An 18375-nucleotide genomic window follows, 5' to 3' on the forward strand; every position below is an offset into this window, starting at 1 on the left:
TGCAAAATTTCTATTCCTGAATTTTCATTCCACTTACCATCTTTTTTAAATACTTCTTCCAAATATTTAACTATTCTAACATTTCTCTTATCTTGTGTTTCTAGTAAATACTTGTCAAAAGTTTTCGATATCGTTATATTTACAAAAAGTGTGGATAAAAAAAGAGCTATTATCGCAGTTACTACTAAAATAATACTTAATCTTTTTCGTATACTTTGCATAACTTAATCACCACCGAATTTGTAACCAATTCTAGTTACAGTTAATATATATTTAGGATTTCTAGTATCCAATTCTATCTTTTTACGTATGTTTTTAATATGTACATCTATTGTTCTATCAAAGCCTTGAAAATCTATGCCCATAATTCGTCCAATGAGCTGATCTCTTGTAAACACTTTACCCCTGTTAGATGAAAGAATATGCACTATGTCAAATTCATTTGGTGTAAGAGATATTTCTGTTCCAAGAATCTTAACTATTCTTTCCTCATAATTAATTTCAAATTCTCCATTGTTATAAACTTTTTTTTCACCCTTATTTATATTAATTCTTCTAAATAATGCGTTTACTCTTGCAGTCAGTTCTCTAGGGCTGAAGGGCTTAACAAGATACTCGTCTGCCCCAAGGTTTAATCCTTCTATTCTATCCTGTAGGGTGCTTTTTGCTGTGAGCATAAATATATGTACTTCAGACATTTTTCTTAATGCGCTACACACCTCTTCTCCAGATATGTCTGGTAGCATTAGGTCTAATATAACTAAGTTAAATTTAATTTCTTCGAAAAGTTTTATTCCTTCCATACCTCTTACGGTACAATAAACACTATAACCTGCTTTTTCGAGATATGCTTTAAGTATCTCTGAGACCTTTTCTTCGTCTTCAATAATTAATATATTAGCCACTTCTAATTCACCCCTCTTAAAATTACTATACTTATTTGTATTATACAAAATACTTATAAATATTTTATGTAGAAATCCACTATTTATTAAAATAACTATAGCAAAGACCTGCTTATCAAAATTATGATAAGCAGGTCTTTAATCTCAATTTAACTAAAAATCCTTACAACTATATATTCTTTAGATTTAAAATAATACTCTTTTTGAAATAAAATCTATATACCTTTACATATTAGCCATTTTTCTGCATTCATCAGCACATGTGTGACATTCTGTAGCACATTGTTTGCAATGTTCATCTTTAAACATTTCACATTCCGTAGCACATTTATCACAAATAGTAGCACAGAGTTTGCAATGTTCTTTTGACAATTGTCCCTCCATTGACATAAGTGAAGATGACATTTGGCACATTTGTGCACATTCAACAAGAGTACTTATACAATTCTTTCTTGCTGAGAAATCAGGCTCATTTAAACATGCTTTAAAGCATTCATAACATGTTTGCACGCACCTGTTACATTCATCTATACATGTTTGGTGTTTGTTTGTTGACATACCCATTTTATTACCTCCTCAAAAATATTATGTATTCATTGAGTATAGTTTACAAAAAATGTAATACCTATACAAAACTATTTCTTCCAACCTATAGAAATAATAATAAAATGCTCAATTATTATATCTTGTATAATAATTGAGCATTTTCATGTTTAAATTTAATAGTGTTTTATAATTAAACTTTTTCTATTCCTACAACATCATATCCAACCTCTTCAATAGCTCCCTTTATAGCTTCATCAGTTATATCGTCGCTTATTTCAGCAGTAGCAAACTTTTTAGCAAGGTTTACCTCTATGTCTTTTGCTCCAAGGTCCTTTAGTGCCTCGTTAGCATGATTTGCACAATTTCCACAGGACATACCTTCTATTAATATTTTCTTTTTCATTTTTATTTCTCCCTTCGATTTTTATTTTTTATTTGACTTTTGATATTTATCTTAATGGCTTAAAGCCTTTTAAGCGTAATGCGTTTGTTAAAACTGAAACTGAACTAAAACTCATGGCAAGGGCTGCAATAATAGGATTTAGAAGTGGACCTCCAAATAAGTGTAACACTCCCATTGCTACTGGTATTCCTAATGCATTGTATCCAAATGCCCAAAATAGATTTTGTTTTATATTTGTTATAGTTTTCTTGCTTAACTGTAGCGCTGTAGGTACATCCATTAAATCACTTCTCATTAGAACTATATCTGCAGATTCCATTGCTACATCTGTACCTGATCCTATAGCTATACCAATATCTGCCTGAGCTAGTGCTGGAGCATCATTAATTCCATCGCCAACCATAGCAACTTTTCTACCTTCAGCCTGAAGTTCCTTAACTTCATTTGCTTTATCCTCAGGCAGAACTTCTGCGAGTATTCTGTCAATACCAACTTGCGCCGCAATGGCTGCTGCGGTCCTCTTGTTATCACCAGTTATCATTGCAACTTCTATGCCCATAGAATGAAGTTTTTCTATTGCTTTTTTACTGTTTTCTTTAACAGTATCAGCAACTGCAATGATTCCACTTATCTTATTTTCTATAGCGATATACATTGGAGTCTTGCCTTCTTCAGCAAGTTTGTTTGAAACCGCTTCTAATTTCTCTAAGGAAATTTTACTTTCTACCATTAGTTTCCTATTTCCTAGTATAATCTTATTACCATCTATATTAACTTCTATTCCATAACCAGGTATAGCTTTAAAGCTTTCTACTTTCTTAAATTCTAAGGATTTCTCTTCTGCCTCCTTAACTATAGCCTCACCTAATGGATGCTCAGAGCCTTTTTCAGCAGAAGCTGCTATTTGAAGCAAATAATCCTCGGAAGTACCCTCTACCGTAACTATATCAGTTACCTTTGGTTTCCCTTCAGTAAGTGTTCCAGTTTTATCAAATACTATGGTTTGAATTTTATGTGCAGTTTCTAGCGCTACACCACTTTTTATAAGCACCCCATATTCTGCACCTTTTCCAGTTCCAACCATTATTGCTGTCGGTGTTGCCAGACCAAGAGCACAAGGGCACGCTATTACAAGTACTGAAATGAATATTGTTAATGCAAACACTATCGATTCGCCAGCTAAAAGCCAAGCTCCTGACGAAACTAATGCAAGCAATATAACGACAGGTACAAAATAGCTTGATATAACATCAGCCATGTTTGCTATAGGTGCCTTTGAACCTTGGGCATTTTCAACTAGTGTTATTATTTGTGCAAGGGCCGTATCTTTACCAACTTTAGTTGCTTTAAACTTAATTGACCCATTTTTATTTATACTTGCACCAATTATTTTATGTCCAATACTTTTTTCTACTGGCATACTCTCACCAGTAAGCATTGATTCATCTACAGATGTAGTTCCTTCTACCACTTCGCCATCTACAGGCATTTTCGTGCCTGGTTTAACAACTACTATATCTCCAACTTCAACTTCATCAATTGAAATCTCAATTTCCTTATTATCTCTCATTATAATTGCGGTTTTAGGTACAAGTCCCATAAGCTTTTTAATTGCTTCAGAAGTTTTTCCTTTAGTTACCGTTTCTAAATACTTTCCCAGAGTTACAAGGGTTAAAATTATACCTGCTGATTCAAAATACATCTCATAACCAGTATTTCCAATCATTATTTCATATACTGCAAAAATACTGTATAAAAATGCAGCAGATGCTCCCATTGATATTAATGAATCCATATTAGGGCTTAGTCTAAATAATGATTTAAATCCAACTGTAAAATATTTTTTACCTGTATACATTATTGGTAGAACAAGTGCTAATTGTAGAATAGCAAACCCTTTTTGATGCATCATTGGATTAAACATATCAGGCAAAGTAATGAACATTGGTACCATGGCAATTAGTAATAATGGAACTCCAAAAATTGCAGATATCAAAAACCTTTTCCACAGAGCCTTTATTTCTTTTTCCTTTTTCTCTTTATCTTGGTCTACACTACTTTCATCTTCTACAGCCTTATATCCTGCTTTTTCAATTGCCTTCTTTATATCTCCGGTCCTTACTAGTGATGGTTCAAAAGAAATAGTCAATTTTTCAGTGGCAAAATTCACATTGGCATCCATAACTCCTGGTATTTTTTTGGAAACTCTTTCTATGTTTTTTGCACAGGACGCACAAGTCATTCCTTCTATCTTTAAGGTTTTATTGGTTGTTTGTACTGCTATTTTATACCCAGCTTTTTCAACTGCACTTTGTATATCCTCTAATTTTATCAATGCATCATCATAATTTATATTTAATTTTTCCGTAGCAAAATTTACGTTTGCCTCTTCAACTCCTGGCAATTTTTTGGAAACTCTTTCAATAGTTTTTGCACAAGCCGCACAAGTCATTCCTTCAATTTTAAGTGCTTTATTTATCATATTACATCCCACCTTATATTATTTATTGCCAATTAATTTAGCAAGTAGATCAATTATTTCATCAACTTTATCTTCACCCGTATTATTCATAAATGCATCTTTTACGCAATGATTAAGATGCTGTTTCAAAATTAACATATTAGCTTTTTTAAGTAGAGATTGTGCTGCAATTATTTGGTTTGAAACATCTATGCAATACCGGCCTTCATCCATCATTTTTATTATACCCTCAATTTGTCCTTTTGATGTCTTAAGGGATTAAATTGCTAGTTCTTGTTCCTTATTCATTTGAATTTCTCCTTTAAACATCGCTCTCTAAAAGAACTATTTTATTCTATTCAAATCCCATCCCGGTAGGGGGGAGTCAATATTTTAAAAAATATTGATTGATAATATCTTTTCTTTTCTATAATTATATAATACCATGTTTTTGTGTAGAGTTTATGAAGAATACTAATTAAATTTACTTTTCAACTAAAGTATTTTGGCTTATATCTTCATATCATCTACATATAAATTTTATATTATACTAATAAGCAGGTTTACAATATGAAAGATTGTAAAGTTAATTTTAAACAATGCAGAATCTAAAAAAGCTATATATAAAGACAATATAATTACTGAAAAAATAAGTTTAACGGAGGAATATAATTATATGAGTGATTATGAAAATGATAAAAAAAAAGGAACTAAGGGTAGTCCTCATTCAATGAAACGTATGATGTCATTAATGGTGCTCTGCTGCGGTCTTCCAATATTGCTAATTGCAGTACTTCCATTTTTGAATATTGGCAATATCGTTACTAGCGTTACGTTAGTATCATTAATTACTTTTCTTTGCCCATTAATGATGCTTTTTATGGTACCAATGATGCTAAAAGGTTCAAAAGAAGGTAAACATGAACCTGACAAGAAAAAACACCTCTAAAAATATAGCTCAATACTATAAAGTATGTCTTGAGCTATATTTATATTAATAAATAACAAATGTTTTTTAATATATTGTTACTTCAAATCTTGAATTTTGTATATATTAAAAACTAATCTACTTTTTAAAAACATCCTTAGAAGTTTTTTCTTTTTTTGAGCCACAACAACTTTCTCCGCTATTATTTTCATTATTTTTAGAATGACCACCACAACAGCCTAAACCTAATTTAGACATTGCGTACATTACACCCACAAATATTAATATTGTTATTATTGTTTCCATATTAATCTCTCCTTTTTATTTTTCTTATAACCTATACCTATTATACAAAATACTTATAAATATTTTATGTAGAAATGCACTATTTATCAAAAATAGCTGTTACCCTATTAAATAGATTTATATTCATAGGATTAAAAAACAATCTTATTATTCATAAAACTCTCAAGATAAAAATTAATAGAATACGATACAGCGGGGTATAGTACTGAATGTTTAGGCAACTATAAAATATCAGGCATAATTATAATCGCAGCAGCAATTATATTAATTGGAAATTCATCAAATGGCATTGACATGACCTTTAAACTCAATGGATCTACGTGTTTTGTTTTATTATAAAAATGAGCAATCTTCATTAGTACTTCACAATATTTTGATACACTTTTTATATGTTTTACTAATCTATAATATGGAGTTGATGTAATGCGTAGGTGGATTTTAGTAACTAATAGCATAATAATTTTGTGTGGTTTAATCATAGGAAGTATATATTTGTATTATCAGCATGTAGAGACTACAAATGTTAATAATGTTTATATCATCCTTAAGAAGAATTCAACTTTAGAACAGGTAGCAAAACAGCTACTGGAAAAGAATATAATAGAATCTCAAAGCACGTTTATATATTATGCCAACATAAATGGTTTGAAAGAAAGAATAGAAGGTGGAAACTTTATAATAAAACCTAAAACAAATTTAAATGGCCTTATTACAAAATTCAAAGATGAAAAGTCAGAATTTAGTGTTATAACAATACCTGAGGGATATACACTATATCAAATTGCGAGTAATCTTGACGGAGAACATCTTGTAAAAAAAGAAGAAATATTAAATGAAAAACTTAATGATTTAAAAAATAATACTTTGATACTGAGCAAAAATGATGTTTACTATGATTTAGAGGGATACTTGTTTCCAGACACCTATTATATACCTAACAACACCACAAAAGATGAAATTATAAATATAATGGTAAGTAGATTTAAAACAGTATTTTCAGATAAATATAAATCACGAGCTAAAGAATTAGGTCTAGATGTAAATGAGGTTATAACAATTGCTTCATTAATTGAAAGAGAAGCAGCAAATAACAATGAGCGAAGCAGAATAGCTGGAGTTATCTATAACCGACTAAAAAAAGGAATGCCGCTGCAGGTGGATGCAGCAGTTATTTATGCGAATACTAAAGGAAAAAAAAACATTTCTAAAGTATACTATAATATGCTTAAGGTTCAATCAAAATATAATACCTACTTACATAAAGGATTACCACCAGGTCCAATAGCTTCACCAGGTAAAGCGTCCATAGAGGCTACACTTTATCCTGAAGAGAATAGTTATTTGTATTATGTAGCCAATGGAAATGGACATACATTTAGTAAAACTTACGAGGAGCATTTAAATAATGTGGAAAAATATATAAAATAATATTAAAGACCTCATTTTAAAACATATGAGGCCTTTAATAGTTGTATAGAATAGTGCTTGAAATTAATTTAGCTACAAAACCGAAATGCATTGGAATATCTTCTTTTTTAACTAATTTATGATATATAACTAATAAAATAGAGGCCCAAAGCAGTGTAATAATAGTTGGCCATTGAAGAAGAAATCCTATAATAGTTAGAATAAAACCACTATATTGCTTAATTGAAAGCTAAAAGTGGGCAATCTTCATACGAACTTCACAACTTTTTGATATCTTCCACCTATGTGTTATAAAATATAAACAAGTTGAGGAGATATATTATGAATAATGTCCTAAGAAGTATTGCAGTTGCCATAACTATGACCTTTACATTAAATGTGAATGCATTAGCTGTTCCATCAAATGAGAAACTAAAGCAGCAAAAAGATTCATTAACTAGAATTCAATCCGAAAGAGAAGAAATTGAAATGAAAATCGAAAAATTTGACAATGAGATCCAAAAAACAATGATCAAAACAGAGGAGAACAAAGGCAAAATATCTGAAACTGAAATAGCAATCGAAAAATCTACAGAAGAGGTTAAGCAGGTCGAAGAACAAGCAAAAAAAGAACAAGAATTATTTAATAGTCGCATGAGACTCATGTACATAAATGGATTTGATGGGTATTTAATCACTATCCTTAGTTCTGAGAGTTTTGGAGATTTTGTATCAAGAGTAGAAAACATAAAAGCCATTATAGAGTTTGATAAAAAAGTAGTCGGTGAATTTGAAGCCACTAAAAAAGAATTAGATGAAAAGCAGCAGAGTTTAAATGAGACAAAAGATGCATTAGTGAATTTGCAAGTAGAAAATAAGCAGAAGATGGACAAGATAATTGTCACTAAAGAGTCACAAAATAAGTTGATAACGGATTTAAAGAGCAAAGAAGTTCTTCTAGCCAGTCAGATAAGTAGTTCTCAAATATCAGTAAATAAAAGCATAGTAAAAATAAATAAAATAAGAAAATCAGCACCTAAATATACTCCTTCAAGAGGTTCAGCCCCTATTTCATCTAGTGCTGTAATAGCCTATGCCTCAAACTTTCTTGGCACACCATATTTATGGGGTGGGACAACACCTTCAGGTTTTGATTGCTCAGGATTTACGCAATACGTATACGCACATTTTGGAGTTTCTGTAGGAAGAACCACCTTTGATCAAATAAAAGATGGTGTACAAGTATCTAGAGAAAACCTTCAAGCGGGAGATTTGGTGTTCTTTGGCACCTATGCAAACCCTCATCACATGGGTATTTATGTTGGGAATAATAATTATATGCATGCTCCTCAAACAGGAGATGTGGTTAAAGTTTCATATATGTCAAGAAGTGATTTTGTAACAGGTAGACGAGTAAAGTAAAAAGTGTATATTGTTAGAAGTATACTACTAAAGATAGTTCAATTTATTTTATTAACATCTTAAAGAGGTTGCTTTATGAATGATTAGCAAATTTTTGTGATTATTCTATTAATAAAAACCATCAAAAATAGAAAGGATTATCCATATGCTACATGAAAGATAATCCTTTCTATCTTATTTGTTTATTAGAGAATATTTATAGATTTGTGTAAATAACTTTAGACAATTACATTTAAACTGGAAATTAGTACTACCTACTCTTTTGATATGACTTATAAAATAACAATGATATCAAAGTCTTATATAATTTAGAGTGTTTTATTATTTAATAATGCATTTTTTTTACTATTATATTCTTCTTCATTTATTTCTCCACGAGCAAATCTATCATTTATGATATCTAAAGAATTATCCCTAGTTCCTATGTTTTTATTATTTTTATTTTGCAATAGTTTATATATTGCAAATACAACATTAAATTTATTATATTAGTTACCCATCATAGATTTGCTATAATTATATGATCATTTGTTATCACTATTTTGTGAAGTCATCATTGTTCTGTTAAAATCATTGTTAGTTGAGTTATTTCTACCTGTTGTATCTGCAACTGAAATTCCTCATACTGTTAGGATGCCAGCTATTATTAATAATCATACTTTATTTTTCATTTATTATCACTCATCTAATTTTTTTCTGTGATTGTTTTTCTCTATACACTTATTCTACTACTCAATTGTAGAGTAAGTATGAAGCTAATATTTTTCGATCTAAATATTTTCAAAAATCCTATATTAATAAAATGCCCAATTATTATATCTTGTATAATAATTGGGCATTTTCATGTTTAAATTTACTAGTGTCTTATAATTAAGCTTTTTCTATTCCTACAACTAATATTTTCTTTTTCATTTTTTTTCTCCCTTCGATTTTTATTTTTTTCTTTGAATTTTGATATTTATCTTAATGGCTTAAAGCCTTTTAAGCGTAATGCATTTGTTAAAACTGAAACTGAACTAAGACTCATTGCAAGTGCTGCTGTCCTCTTGTTATCACCAGTTATCATTACAACTTCTATGCCCATAGAATGAAGTTTTTCTATTGCCTTTTTACTATTTTCTTTAACAGTATCAGCAACTTCAATGATTCCACTTATCTTATTTTCTACAGCGATATACATTGGAGTCTTGCCTTCTTCAGCAAGTTTGTTTGAAGCAAATAATCCTTTTCAATACCCTCTACCGTAACTATATCAGTTACCTTTGGTTTCCCTTCAGTAAGTGTTCCAGTTTTATCAAATACTATGGTTTAATTTTATGTGCAGTTTCTAGCGCTACACCACTTTTTATAAGCACGCCATATTCTGCACCTTTTCCCGTTCCAACCATGATTGCTGTAGGCGTTGCCAGACCAAGAGCGCAAGGGCAGGCTATTACAAATAATGTTAATGAGAATACTACGGATTGGCCAGCTAAGAGCCAAGCTATTGAGGAAACTAGCGCAAGTCCTATAACCACAGGTACAAAATAACTTGATATTACATCAGCCATGTTTGCTATAGGAGCTTTTGAGCCTTGAGCGTTTTCAACTAAGGTTATTATTTCATAACCAGTTTTACCTACAATTATTTCTACTGCTACAAATAGACTATACAGAAATGCAGCTGATGTTCCAATTGCTATTAATGAATCCATATTAGGGCTCAGTCTAAATAATGATTTAAATCCAACTGTAAAATATGCTCTACCTACATTATTGGTAAAACAAGTGCTAATTGTAGAATAGCATAAATCTTCAGATGCATTTCAGGATTAATAATATCAGGCAAGGTACTAAACATTGGTACCATGGCAAGTATTAGCAATGGAACTCCTAAAATTACAGATATTAAAAATCTATTCCATAATGCCTTTATCGCCTTTTCTTTTTTAACTTTATCTTCATCTATATTACTTTCATCCTCAAGAGCCTTATATCCTGCTTTACCTATTGTCTTTTTTATATCTATTATGCTTATTAATGAAGATTCGAAGGAAATCGTTAATTTTTCAGCAATGGTTAAGATGCTGTTTCAAAATTAACATATTCGCTTTTTTAAGTAGCGATTGTGCCGCAATTATTTAGTTTGATACATCTATGCAATACCGTCCTTCATCCAGCATTTTTATTATTCCCTCTATTTGTCCTTTTGATGTCTTAAGGGATTTAATTACTAGCACTTGCTCCTTATTCATTTGAACTTCTCCTTTCTACATCGCTCACTAAAAGAACTATTTTGATCCATTTAATACCCATCCGTATAGGGGGTGGTATTATTTCAAAAAATATTAAAGACCTCATTTTAAATCATATGAGGCCTTTAATATTTTTTATCAAGTGTTTTCTATGATCCATAATACTGTAGGATAAACTTCATCTACTTTACCTTTAAATTATGTTTTATTAAAGAATATATTCATTGTATAGAACATTGCCTGAAAAAATTAATGTAGCTGTAAAACCGAACTGCATTGGAATAGTAACTGACAATACAGAATTTTTTCAGGTAATCATCAAAGAATTTTTGGTATAAATGCAGGTACTTTTTTCTTATATTCAAAGTATTGATCTTTAAAAACATCTATTAGTACTTTTTCTTCTCTTTTGGCTAATTTAACATATATGATTAATAAAACGGGGGCCATAAGCAGTGTAATAATAGTTGGCCATTGAAGAAGAAATCCTATAATAGTTAGAATAAACCCACTATATTGAGGATGTCTAACATATTTATATATGCCATCTGTGACTAAATGGCTATTATCTGAATATATTTTCTTCCAACCTATAGAAATAATAATTAATCCTGCGAAAATCAGTATATTGCTTAATGGATGTAAAACATAATACACTTCTTTTGACCCTCCGGTTAGAGCAATCCATAGGTGCCCATTAAAATGAGTAAAAGGGTCAAGTGCGGGGTATTTCTTACCTAAAGCTGAAGTAAGAACATATATTGTAAGTGGAAATCCAAACATTTCTGTAAATAGAGCAACAATAAAGGCATAGAATATACCTAGTGTTCTCCAATCTCGTTTTGTTGTAGGCCTAAATGCAAAATAAGCAAATAAACCAAATAAAATAATATTGACTAATACCGATGTCCATAATCCATAACCATATTGATTTAAATAATCCATAATACACCCCTTGTAAAATTAGTAATTAGATTTGATTCAGCTTTTTTTCTTTAATTACATATTACCAAATTCTTGTGTTGATTTTATAAAGATAATCTATTTTTTGATTTCATGTAACATCTTCTAAATATCTAAAATTGACAATCCTCATATGAACTTCATAAGTTTTTGATATTGATCAATAGACAACAAAACTAGAGAAACTTATGTGCCTTTAATATTTTTTATTAAGCGTTTGCTCTAATCTATAATACTTTAGGATAAGCTTATCAAGTTTCTTACTTAAATTCAGTGATTGATCAGTTAAGATATGTTCAGGTAAGATTATTTGTTCTAATTTTCCCTTAGCTAAAATAATTTTTTCATTTAGTAATTCACTTTTTGTATTAAACATAAAATTTCCTCCTTATATTGGGTAAATCTAATATATTTAACTTTTAATTATATTTTATTAAAGAACATAACCATTATATAAAAAACAGTGCCTGATATTAATGTAGCTGTAAAACCGAACTGCATTGAAATAATAACTGACAATACAGAACCAAATACAGACATTAGTCCATTTATTCCCCACAATACTGGTATAATTGTATTCCTATTATTTCTTGATAACATAGTTAGTCCTCTTGGGATAGGCATTCCCATAAAGAAACCCTGGATCATTACAAGTAATGAAGATAATAGAATTCTTTTATCTAAGCTCCAAGTAGCGGTGTTTTTAAATAATGCAGGCATAATCAAGATAAGCACTATATCTATTATTACTACTAAAAATGGTACTACATATATTCGTTTAAAAACTTTGTCAAAGGGTTTTTTGTTACTAAAATATGCACCAAGACCACTTCCTATAAGCAGCGCTCCTAGAACATAGGTAAATGCGCGTACAGGATGGCCTAAATATAATATGAATTTTTGGATCAAAGGTATTTCAATCATCATATAACCTGCTCCTAGCAGGGCGAAATAAATTGCTGGCTTTATAATTTGGTTAGTAACTTTAAGGAATACAAAGAAAGCAATACAAATTACTATAAGAAAAATAAGAATAATCAAAAGCATCGGTGATATTCCTTTTTTAAAATTATAATAAAAAGGTTTATCATCTGTTGCAGGCGATACGTTTGTATTAGAATTTTTTAGGTAGTCATCAAAGGAAACATGAGCTTGTACTATATGGCTTAAAATTCCTTTCTCATAAATATGTGGAGCAAATATAGGAGCGATATTGTTTTTTGAAGCAGTATCAATAAGTTGCTTACTTTCTTTAATTGAAAAAGGTGTGTTTTTAATAACTACAACAGGATAGGAAATCATATGGTCATTCATACCATCATTTTCAGCAAAAATAGACATATATTTAGGAGTATCTTTTATTGGAATATCCCTATTGTTGAGGGCTGACATTGCAGTTGCAACAATTTTACCAAGATCATCCTGACTATGCGTTTCAAATGTTAGTTTACCATTTGGGGTAAGATGATCAAGATAATCCTGTACAGCCTCTGTAGTATAAATATAGTTTTCTGATAAAGCATAACCCATACCTTGGGAGGCATTAGTCATTACCAATGATAAGAATATATTATCGTATTTATCTTTTGAATTTCTTATAAAGTTACGCCCGTCTTGTGCAAAAACTTTTACTTCAGGCCTGTTGAAAATATCACCATTAAAATCCTTGAATTTATTAACTGCATCTATACTTGCAGTATTAATTTCAACTGCAGAAATTTTTTTACTCCCTGCTGCAAGAGCATATAACAAATCTCTTCCTCCACCAGCGCCAATTATCAAAGTATTGTCATTTTTTCCAAATGTGTAAGGTATATATTCAATATCTGATTTATATTTTTCAAGACTTTTTATATTCCCATCAAATTTATACATAGGTGCGTTGGCAGCACCATCTATGGTAACCAATAGTTCATCAGGATCATTATCTATTTTTATCACATCAGTCCTTGAAAATGAATTCCATTTTGTATATATAAGGGATGCTGGAATCCCTTGCTCTTTCAATCCTCCAAAGGTTTTATTTGTATTTGTTAAAAAACCGTTAAAATTTTGTTCGATGCTATTTGCATAACTGTTGGGTAGCAGTAAAGCTATTATATATACTGAAAAAATAATTTTCGAAGCAATATTTTTTTTGTTTATTAACTTAGAAAGAATGATAGCGGGAACAAGTGCTAAAACACTTATGACAAAAACAGTCTTAAAAATCCCTATATAATTAAGTAGTTGTATTACTATTAAACTACCTAGACCTGCCCCAACTAAATCTGCGAAATAGAGCTTGCTACTCACACTAGAAAACTCTCTAAAAAGAATCGAAAAATAATATCCTCCTAATACAAATGGAATGGTTGCGAGAAAAGTATATATTAATAAAGCATTAAAATATGGAAGGACATAAATTATTCCTAAAACAAAGATATAACTTATTGAAAGTAATAAGGTTGTTTTATGGAGACTAACTATACAAGTATTAATACCATTACTATCCTTTGATTGCAATTTCTTATTTGATTTTTTATAGGCGATGATACTACCTATGCCTAATCCTAAAATTGCAAAGGAAGTGATTAAAAAAACATAATTACTCATAAAAAGAGCTGAAAAAATACGGGTTAATACTACCTGATAAACAAACATAGATATTGAAATAAATAGAGTACTGACTACAATCTTTAAGTTATCATTAGAATTTACTTTTTGAGTCAATATACTCACCTCCTTGTATAAAATTCAGTAATTACATATTACCAGATTCTTGTGTTGATTTTATAAAGGTAATCTATTTTTTTGATTTTATGTAATAGTTTCTAAATAGCTAAAAATGGATACTCTTCATATGAACTTCACATTTTTTTGATAACCTCCCCCTATGTGTTAATTTAGCCTATTTATTTTATAAATCAGCAATATCTTTACAAGGTCTACACATCTTTTTAATATAATTTATTATATGATTTATATTTTCAGGATTAAAAATATAATTTTATTATTCATTGACCCTTGGATTTAAAAACATTAAAAATATCATGATAAAATAGTTGAAACACATGTAATTTATAGAAAAAGGTGTGTATATAAAAATGAAAGAAGGAAAAAAAATTAATAGATTCAACGTCCTACTTGTAATTATGGTTGCTATATTTTCACTAATAATCTCAAGATTATATTATATACAAATATTGAATGGACAATATTACAAGGATATAGTAAAAGCTACCGCTCATAATATTATAACAGTAGAGTCACCAAGAGGTCTCATTACAGACAAAAATGGAATAGGCCTTGCAACAGAAGTGCCATCTTATAATCTTATATACAAGGATTCAGCTAAAACTGATACACACATATTTACAACACTTCAAAAAGTTTTTAAAATTTTAGATGAAAATGGAGAAGTTCAGATAGATAATTTTCCTTTAAAGATTGGACCATATAGATTTGAATTTGGTTCAAGTGATCCTAGGGGAATAGAAATTTTGAAGTTAAGATTTTTAAAAGATAGAGGGCTTCAGGGTAAGATATTGAAATCAAAATTTAAAAATAAAAAAGAGAACGATTTGACCTCAGATGAAACTATTCAGCTTAATACTGAACTTTTAAAATTAACCCCAGAGCAGATATATAATATGCTTCTTAAGGAATATGGCGTAATAGAAGGAGTTGCAAGTTTGCATATACAGAAAACACCAAATGAAATAAGAAGATATCTCATAATAAAAGATAGTATAAAAATGAATTTTTTTTCTGCATACAAGTCGATTAGTATAGCAACTAATATAAACAAAGATACATCGCTTATCTTCAGGCAAAGTCTCTCAGAATTGCCTGGAATTAAAGTGAAAATCCAGCCTATGAGACAATATCCCTATGGAAAACTAGCTTCATCAGTTTTGGGTTATATCAGTAAAATAAGCCCTTCAGAAAAAGAGAAATATATAGCAATGGGTTATGACACAAGCAAGGATTATGTTGGAACTACCGGAATTGAAGCTTCAATGGAAAAATATCTCAAAGGAGATAACGGCGGTGTAGATGCGAAGAATGGATTTTCTAGTAAGGAGGTAACTCCTGGTAAAAATGTCCAGCTTACGTTGGATGCAAATTTGCAATATGCCACAGAAAATGCTTTAAATAGTGAAATGAAGCTATTACAAAGTATAGGAATTGTGAATGGATTAGATGTATCAAACGCTACAAGAGGCGCAGCCGTTGCCATAGATATTCATACTGGAGGAATACTATCACTCGTTAGCCTACCAGGTTACGATCCAAATGATTTTTCTGTTTCACAAGGATTAACGGAAGCTCAATCAAAAAAATATTTTAATCCAGACTATGAAAAAATGGCGAAAGCTCAGGGTAAATCACAAAGTTTAATTGATTATATGTTTCCAATAAACACAAGCATCAAGGGGAATACCTCAATTAGAAATGATAAGTTTGATTACTATCCAAAGCATTTATATAATTATGCAACTATGTCACTAATCCCTTCAGGTTCTACTTTTAAGCCAATGACAGCAATTGCAGGTCTTCAAACAGGGGTTATAAATGCTGATTCCACTTACCTTGATCAAGGCAAGTTTGATATGGGCGGCGGAGTTATAAATCATTTCATAACAGACGGTGCACTTGGTGAAGTGAACGTAGTAAGCGCAATAGAAAAATCTAGCAACCCATTTTTTATGAATGTGGGTGGTTTATTAAGAGCAAAATATGGAGATGACATTTTAGCTAAATATGCATGGGGATTTGGACTAGGAGCTGACCCTAAGTCTATTAATCCAGGGACGGGAATAGAAATAAACGAAAATTTTGGGCAGGTATATAATACAGTATCGCAGAAAAACCTATCAGCCTCCCAATATCTTTGGAATATTGAGCAAAATTTAGCTAATGGAACTTCTGCTACAGGAGTGAAATTTCCACGAATAGATTTATATGATAGAGATGGAGATGGTAATATTGTTTATGATGGAATAAAGCTCTCAAAAATAAAAACTGACATCAAAAATGCTATAAAGCATTCTGTGAGAAATGGAACTTTTTCAAGAAGTAAATATGTGGATTTATTTAAGCAATTAATTTCTGCCGATCCTAAGTATAAAGGACAAAATTTCACTGCTGGTAATTTGCAAGCAGTTGTAAATGATATAAACTTCCAAGCGGTGCAGGAAGGATATGGTTCTTTGAGTTTACCGTACAATATGTATATTGCATCTATCGGTCAGGGTATGGACAATTTTACACCTCTTCAAATGGCAAGTTATATAGCAACCATTGCAAATGGTGGAACAAGATATAAACTTCATTTGGTTGATAATATAAAAAAATCTAATGGAAAATTAGTATCTCAAACGAAACCTGAGGTTTTAAACAAAGCGGATATGAGTTCAGAAACCAGAAATCTAGTTATGCAAGGCATGAACAATGTTACAGGTACAGGCGGTACTGCATCTAAAGCACTTGGAGATTTCCCTATACCTACAGGTGGTAAAACAGGTACAGCGCAGTTTAATACATCAGCTCTACAGAATAAAGTGGGCAGAGGAGATTATGCGTGGTATGTGGGCTATGCACCAGCTACCAATCCAGAAATTGCAATATCTGTAGTTATATTTGACGGTGGCTACGGTAGTGATGCTGCATATGTCGCTAAAGGTATGTACGAGAGTTATTTTAAAAATGATCCTCGTATGGCAAAGTATAAGAATAATTATTACATAAAATTAAAACGCATTAATTAAAGGCAATGTGGTCCTATAACCCACTTAAAACATTTACAATAGCTAATTTTAAATATAAAAAAATGTCAAAAGAGATATACTTTTACTCTTTTGACATGACTAGTTTTTCATAATTTATGATTTAATAATATATTTTTTTTAGTATTATATTCTTCTTCATTTATTTCTCCACGAGCAAATCTTTCATTTAAGATATCTAAAGAATTACCTTTAAATCCAATATCTTTACCATTATTCTTTTGGCCTTGATTATAGATTATATATATAACTACCCCAATTAAAATTATAGGAATAATCATCATTCCAAACCAACCTCCCATCATATTATATCCATATCCATATCCCATCATATAAAATCATCCTTTCATTATCTTTATTTTATTAATTTAATAAACTGCTAAAACATTATCTTCCCATCATGCTTTCATGTAACTCTGTCGAGTCTTCTCTTCCTATAGTTTCCATCATATTACCCATTGATTCATATTCATTTTCTTCCATTATATTAATCATTTTTTTATAGTCATCATCACTTATGTTGTTCATGATATCGTTCATAGAATCAAAATCTCTGTTTTCAATTGCTTTTGCTTCATCGCTGAACCCATTATCATTCATTATTTTTATCATATCGTTATAGCTGCCATTTGATCGCGCTTGACCATTATGATCATCCATCATTGAATTGGTATAATTATATGATGATTTATTGTCATTGTTTTTTACAGTTCCATATGCAACTGAAACTCCTCCTACTGTTAGGATACCTGCTATTACTAAAACCATAACTTTATTTTTCATTTAATATCACTCCTCTAATTGTCTTTCTCTATACATTTATTCTACTACTCAATTGTGGAGTAATTATGAAGCTAATATATATTGTAACTATTTCTTTTAATAATCTTATAAAAAATAAAATGCCTAAGCATTATATTTCATATAACACTTGGCATCTTAATTTTAAAAATTAATTATTTTTATTTAAGCTTTTTCTATTCCTACAACATCATATCCTACCTCTTCAATAGCTCCCTTTATAGCTTC

The 18375-nt window shown here is 30.3% G+C and carries 16 protein-coding genes and 4 pseudogenes; 4 read left to right on the forward strand and 16 right to left on the reverse strand.

The genetic code is table 11. The features are described 5' to 3' along the window. From ACJAX4_RS13345 to ACJAX4_RS13370, 6 genes and pseudogenes are all read right to left on the reverse strand, one after another. A pseudogene (locus ACJAX4_RS13345) lies at nt 1-221 on the reverse strand (two-component sensor histidine kinase); the annotation flags it as partial. Between the two features lie 3 nt (nt 222-224). Beyond that, a complete protein-coding gene (locus tag ACJAX4_RS13350) occupies nt 225-905 on the reverse strand; it encodes a response regulator transcription factor (RefSeq protein WP_435789955.1) in 681 nt (226 codons plus the stop codon). Between the two features lie 225 nt (nt 906-1130). Then, nucleotides 1131-1463 (reverse strand): four-helix bundle copper-binding protein, encoded by a 333-nt coding sequence (locus ACJAX4_RS13355; RefSeq protein ID WP_435789970.1) that lies wholly within the window; start codon nt 1461-1463, stop codon nt 1131-1133. 178 nt (nt 1464-1641) lie between these two features. Continuing rightward, nucleotides 1642-1854 carry a heavy-metal-associated domain-containing protein gene (locus ACJAX4_RS13360; RefSeq protein ID WP_435789956.1) on the reverse strand — a complete coding sequence of 71 codons (213 nt, stop codon included), beginning with the start codon at nt 1852-1854 and terminating at the stop codon, nt 1642-1644. Nucleotides 1855-1900: 46 nt separating this feature from the next. Continuing rightward, a complete protein-coding gene (locus ACJAX4_RS13365; RefSeq protein ID WP_435789957.1) occupies nt 1901-4336 on the reverse strand; it encodes a heavy metal translocating P-type ATPase in 2436 nt (811 codons plus the stop codon). Nucleotides 4337-4354: 18 nt separating this feature from the next. Beyond that, nucleotides 4355-4624: pseudogene (locus ACJAX4_RS13370) on the reverse strand (metal-sensing transcriptional repressor). 367 nt (nt 4625-4991) lie between these two features. Between ACJAX4_RS13370 and ACJAX4_RS13375 the strand changes: the two are divergent. Further along, nucleotides 4992-5264 carry a hypothetical protein gene (locus ACJAX4_RS13375; RefSeq protein ID WP_435789958.1) on the forward strand — a complete coding sequence of 91 codons (273 nt, stop codon included), beginning with the start codon at nt 4992-4994 and terminating at the stop codon, nt 5262-5264. 117 nt (nt 5265-5381) lie between these two features. Here the strand turns inward: ACJAX4_RS13375 and ACJAX4_RS13380 are convergent, their stop codons facing one another. Both ACJAX4_RS13380 and ACJAX4_RS13385 read right to left on the reverse strand, forming a co-directional pair. Further along, complete coding sequence (locus ACJAX4_RS13380) at nt 5382-5549, reverse strand: hypothetical protein (RefSeq protein WP_435789959.1); 168 nt, start codon at nt 5547-5549, stop codon at nt 5382-5384. 221 nt (nt 5550-5770) lie between these two features. Beyond that, on the reverse strand, nt 5771-5905 hold the full coding sequence (locus tag ACJAX4_RS13385; protein ID WP_435789960.1) for a hypothetical protein: 135 nt from the start codon (nt 5903-5905) through the stop codon (nt 5771-5773). A 67-nt stretch (nt 5906-5972) separates the two neighbouring features. Between ACJAX4_RS13385 and mltG the strand changes: the two genes are divergently transcribed. Further along, on the forward strand, nt 5973-6977 hold the full coding sequence (gene mltG, locus ACJAX4_RS13390; RefSeq protein WP_435789961.1) for an endolytic transglycosylase MltG: 1005 nt from the start codon (nt 5973-5975) through the stop codon (nt 6975-6977). A 321-nt stretch (nt 6978-7298) separates the two neighbouring features. Further along, nucleotides 7299-8378: an NlpC/P60 family protein gene (locus ACJAX4_RS13395; RefSeq protein WP_435789962.1), complete on the forward strand. Its 1080-nt coding sequence runs from the start codon at nt 7299-7301 to the stop codon at nt 8376-8378. 308 nt (nt 8379-8686) lie between these two features. Here ACJAX4_RS13395 and ACJAX4_RS13400 read toward each other — a convergent pair whose 3' ends face one another. From ACJAX4_RS13400 to ACJAX4_RS13425, 6 genes and pseudogenes are all read right to left on the reverse strand, one after another. After that, a complete protein-coding gene (locus ACJAX4_RS13400; protein ID WP_435789963.1) occupies nt 8687-8827 on the reverse strand; it encodes an SHOCT domain-containing protein in 141 nt (46 codons plus the stop codon). 587 nt (nt 8828-9414) lie between these two features. Continuing rightward, nucleotides 9415-10428, reverse strand: a pseudogene (locus ACJAX4_RS13405) (HAD-IC family P-type ATPase); the annotation flags it as partial. A gap of 1 nt (nt 10429) precedes the next feature. Then, nucleotides 10430-10612: pseudogene (locus ACJAX4_RS13410) on the reverse strand (metal-sensing transcriptional repressor); the annotation flags it as partial. 318 nt (nt 10613-10930) lie between these two features. Next, on the reverse strand, nt 10931-11557 hold the full coding sequence (locus ACJAX4_RS13415) for a methyltransferase family protein (RefSeq protein WP_435789964.1): 627 nt from the start codon (nt 11555-11557) through the stop codon (nt 10931-10933). Between the two features lie 214 nt (nt 11558-11771). Beyond that, nucleotides 11772-11951, reverse strand: a complete 180-nt coding sequence (locus ACJAX4_RS13420; protein WP_435789965.1) for a hypothetical protein — start codon at nt 11949-11951, stop codon at nt 11772-11774. 47 nt (nt 11952-11998) lie between these two features. Then, nucleotides 11999-14287, reverse strand: a complete 2289-nt coding sequence (locus ACJAX4_RS13425; RefSeq protein WP_435789966.1) for a hypothetical protein — start codon at nt 14285-14287, stop codon at nt 11999-12001. 374 nt (nt 14288-14661) lie between these two features. On the opposite strand from ACJAX4_RS13425, the gene ACJAX4_RS13430 reads away from it, so the two are divergent. Continuing rightward, on the forward strand, nt 14662-17328 hold the full coding sequence (locus ACJAX4_RS13430) for a peptidoglycan D,D-transpeptidase FtsI family protein (RefSeq protein WP_435789967.1): 2667 nt from the start codon (nt 14662-14664) through the stop codon (nt 17326-17328). A 107-nt stretch (nt 17329-17435) separates the two neighbouring features. Here the strand turns inward: ACJAX4_RS13430 and ACJAX4_RS13435 are convergent, their stop codons facing one another. Together ACJAX4_RS13435 and ACJAX4_RS13440 are read right to left on the reverse strand one after the other, a co-directional pair. After that, nucleotides 17436-17678, reverse strand: coding sequence for an SHOCT domain-containing protein (locus tag ACJAX4_RS13435; RefSeq protein WP_435789968.1), 243 nt, complete (start codon nt 17676-17678; stop codon nt 17436-17438). 55 nt (nt 17679-17733) lie between these two features. After that, nucleotides 17734-18129: a hypothetical protein gene (locus ACJAX4_RS13440; protein ID WP_435789969.1), complete on the reverse strand. Its 396-nt coding sequence runs from the start codon at nt 18127-18129 to the stop codon at nt 17734-17736. Nucleotides 18130-18375 lie beyond the last annotated feature (246 nt).

Source organism: Clostridium sp. (genome assembly GCF_051278035.1).
Taxonomy (GTDB): domain Bacteria; phylum Bacillota; class Clostridia; order Clostridiales; family Clostridiaceae; genus Clostridium_AD.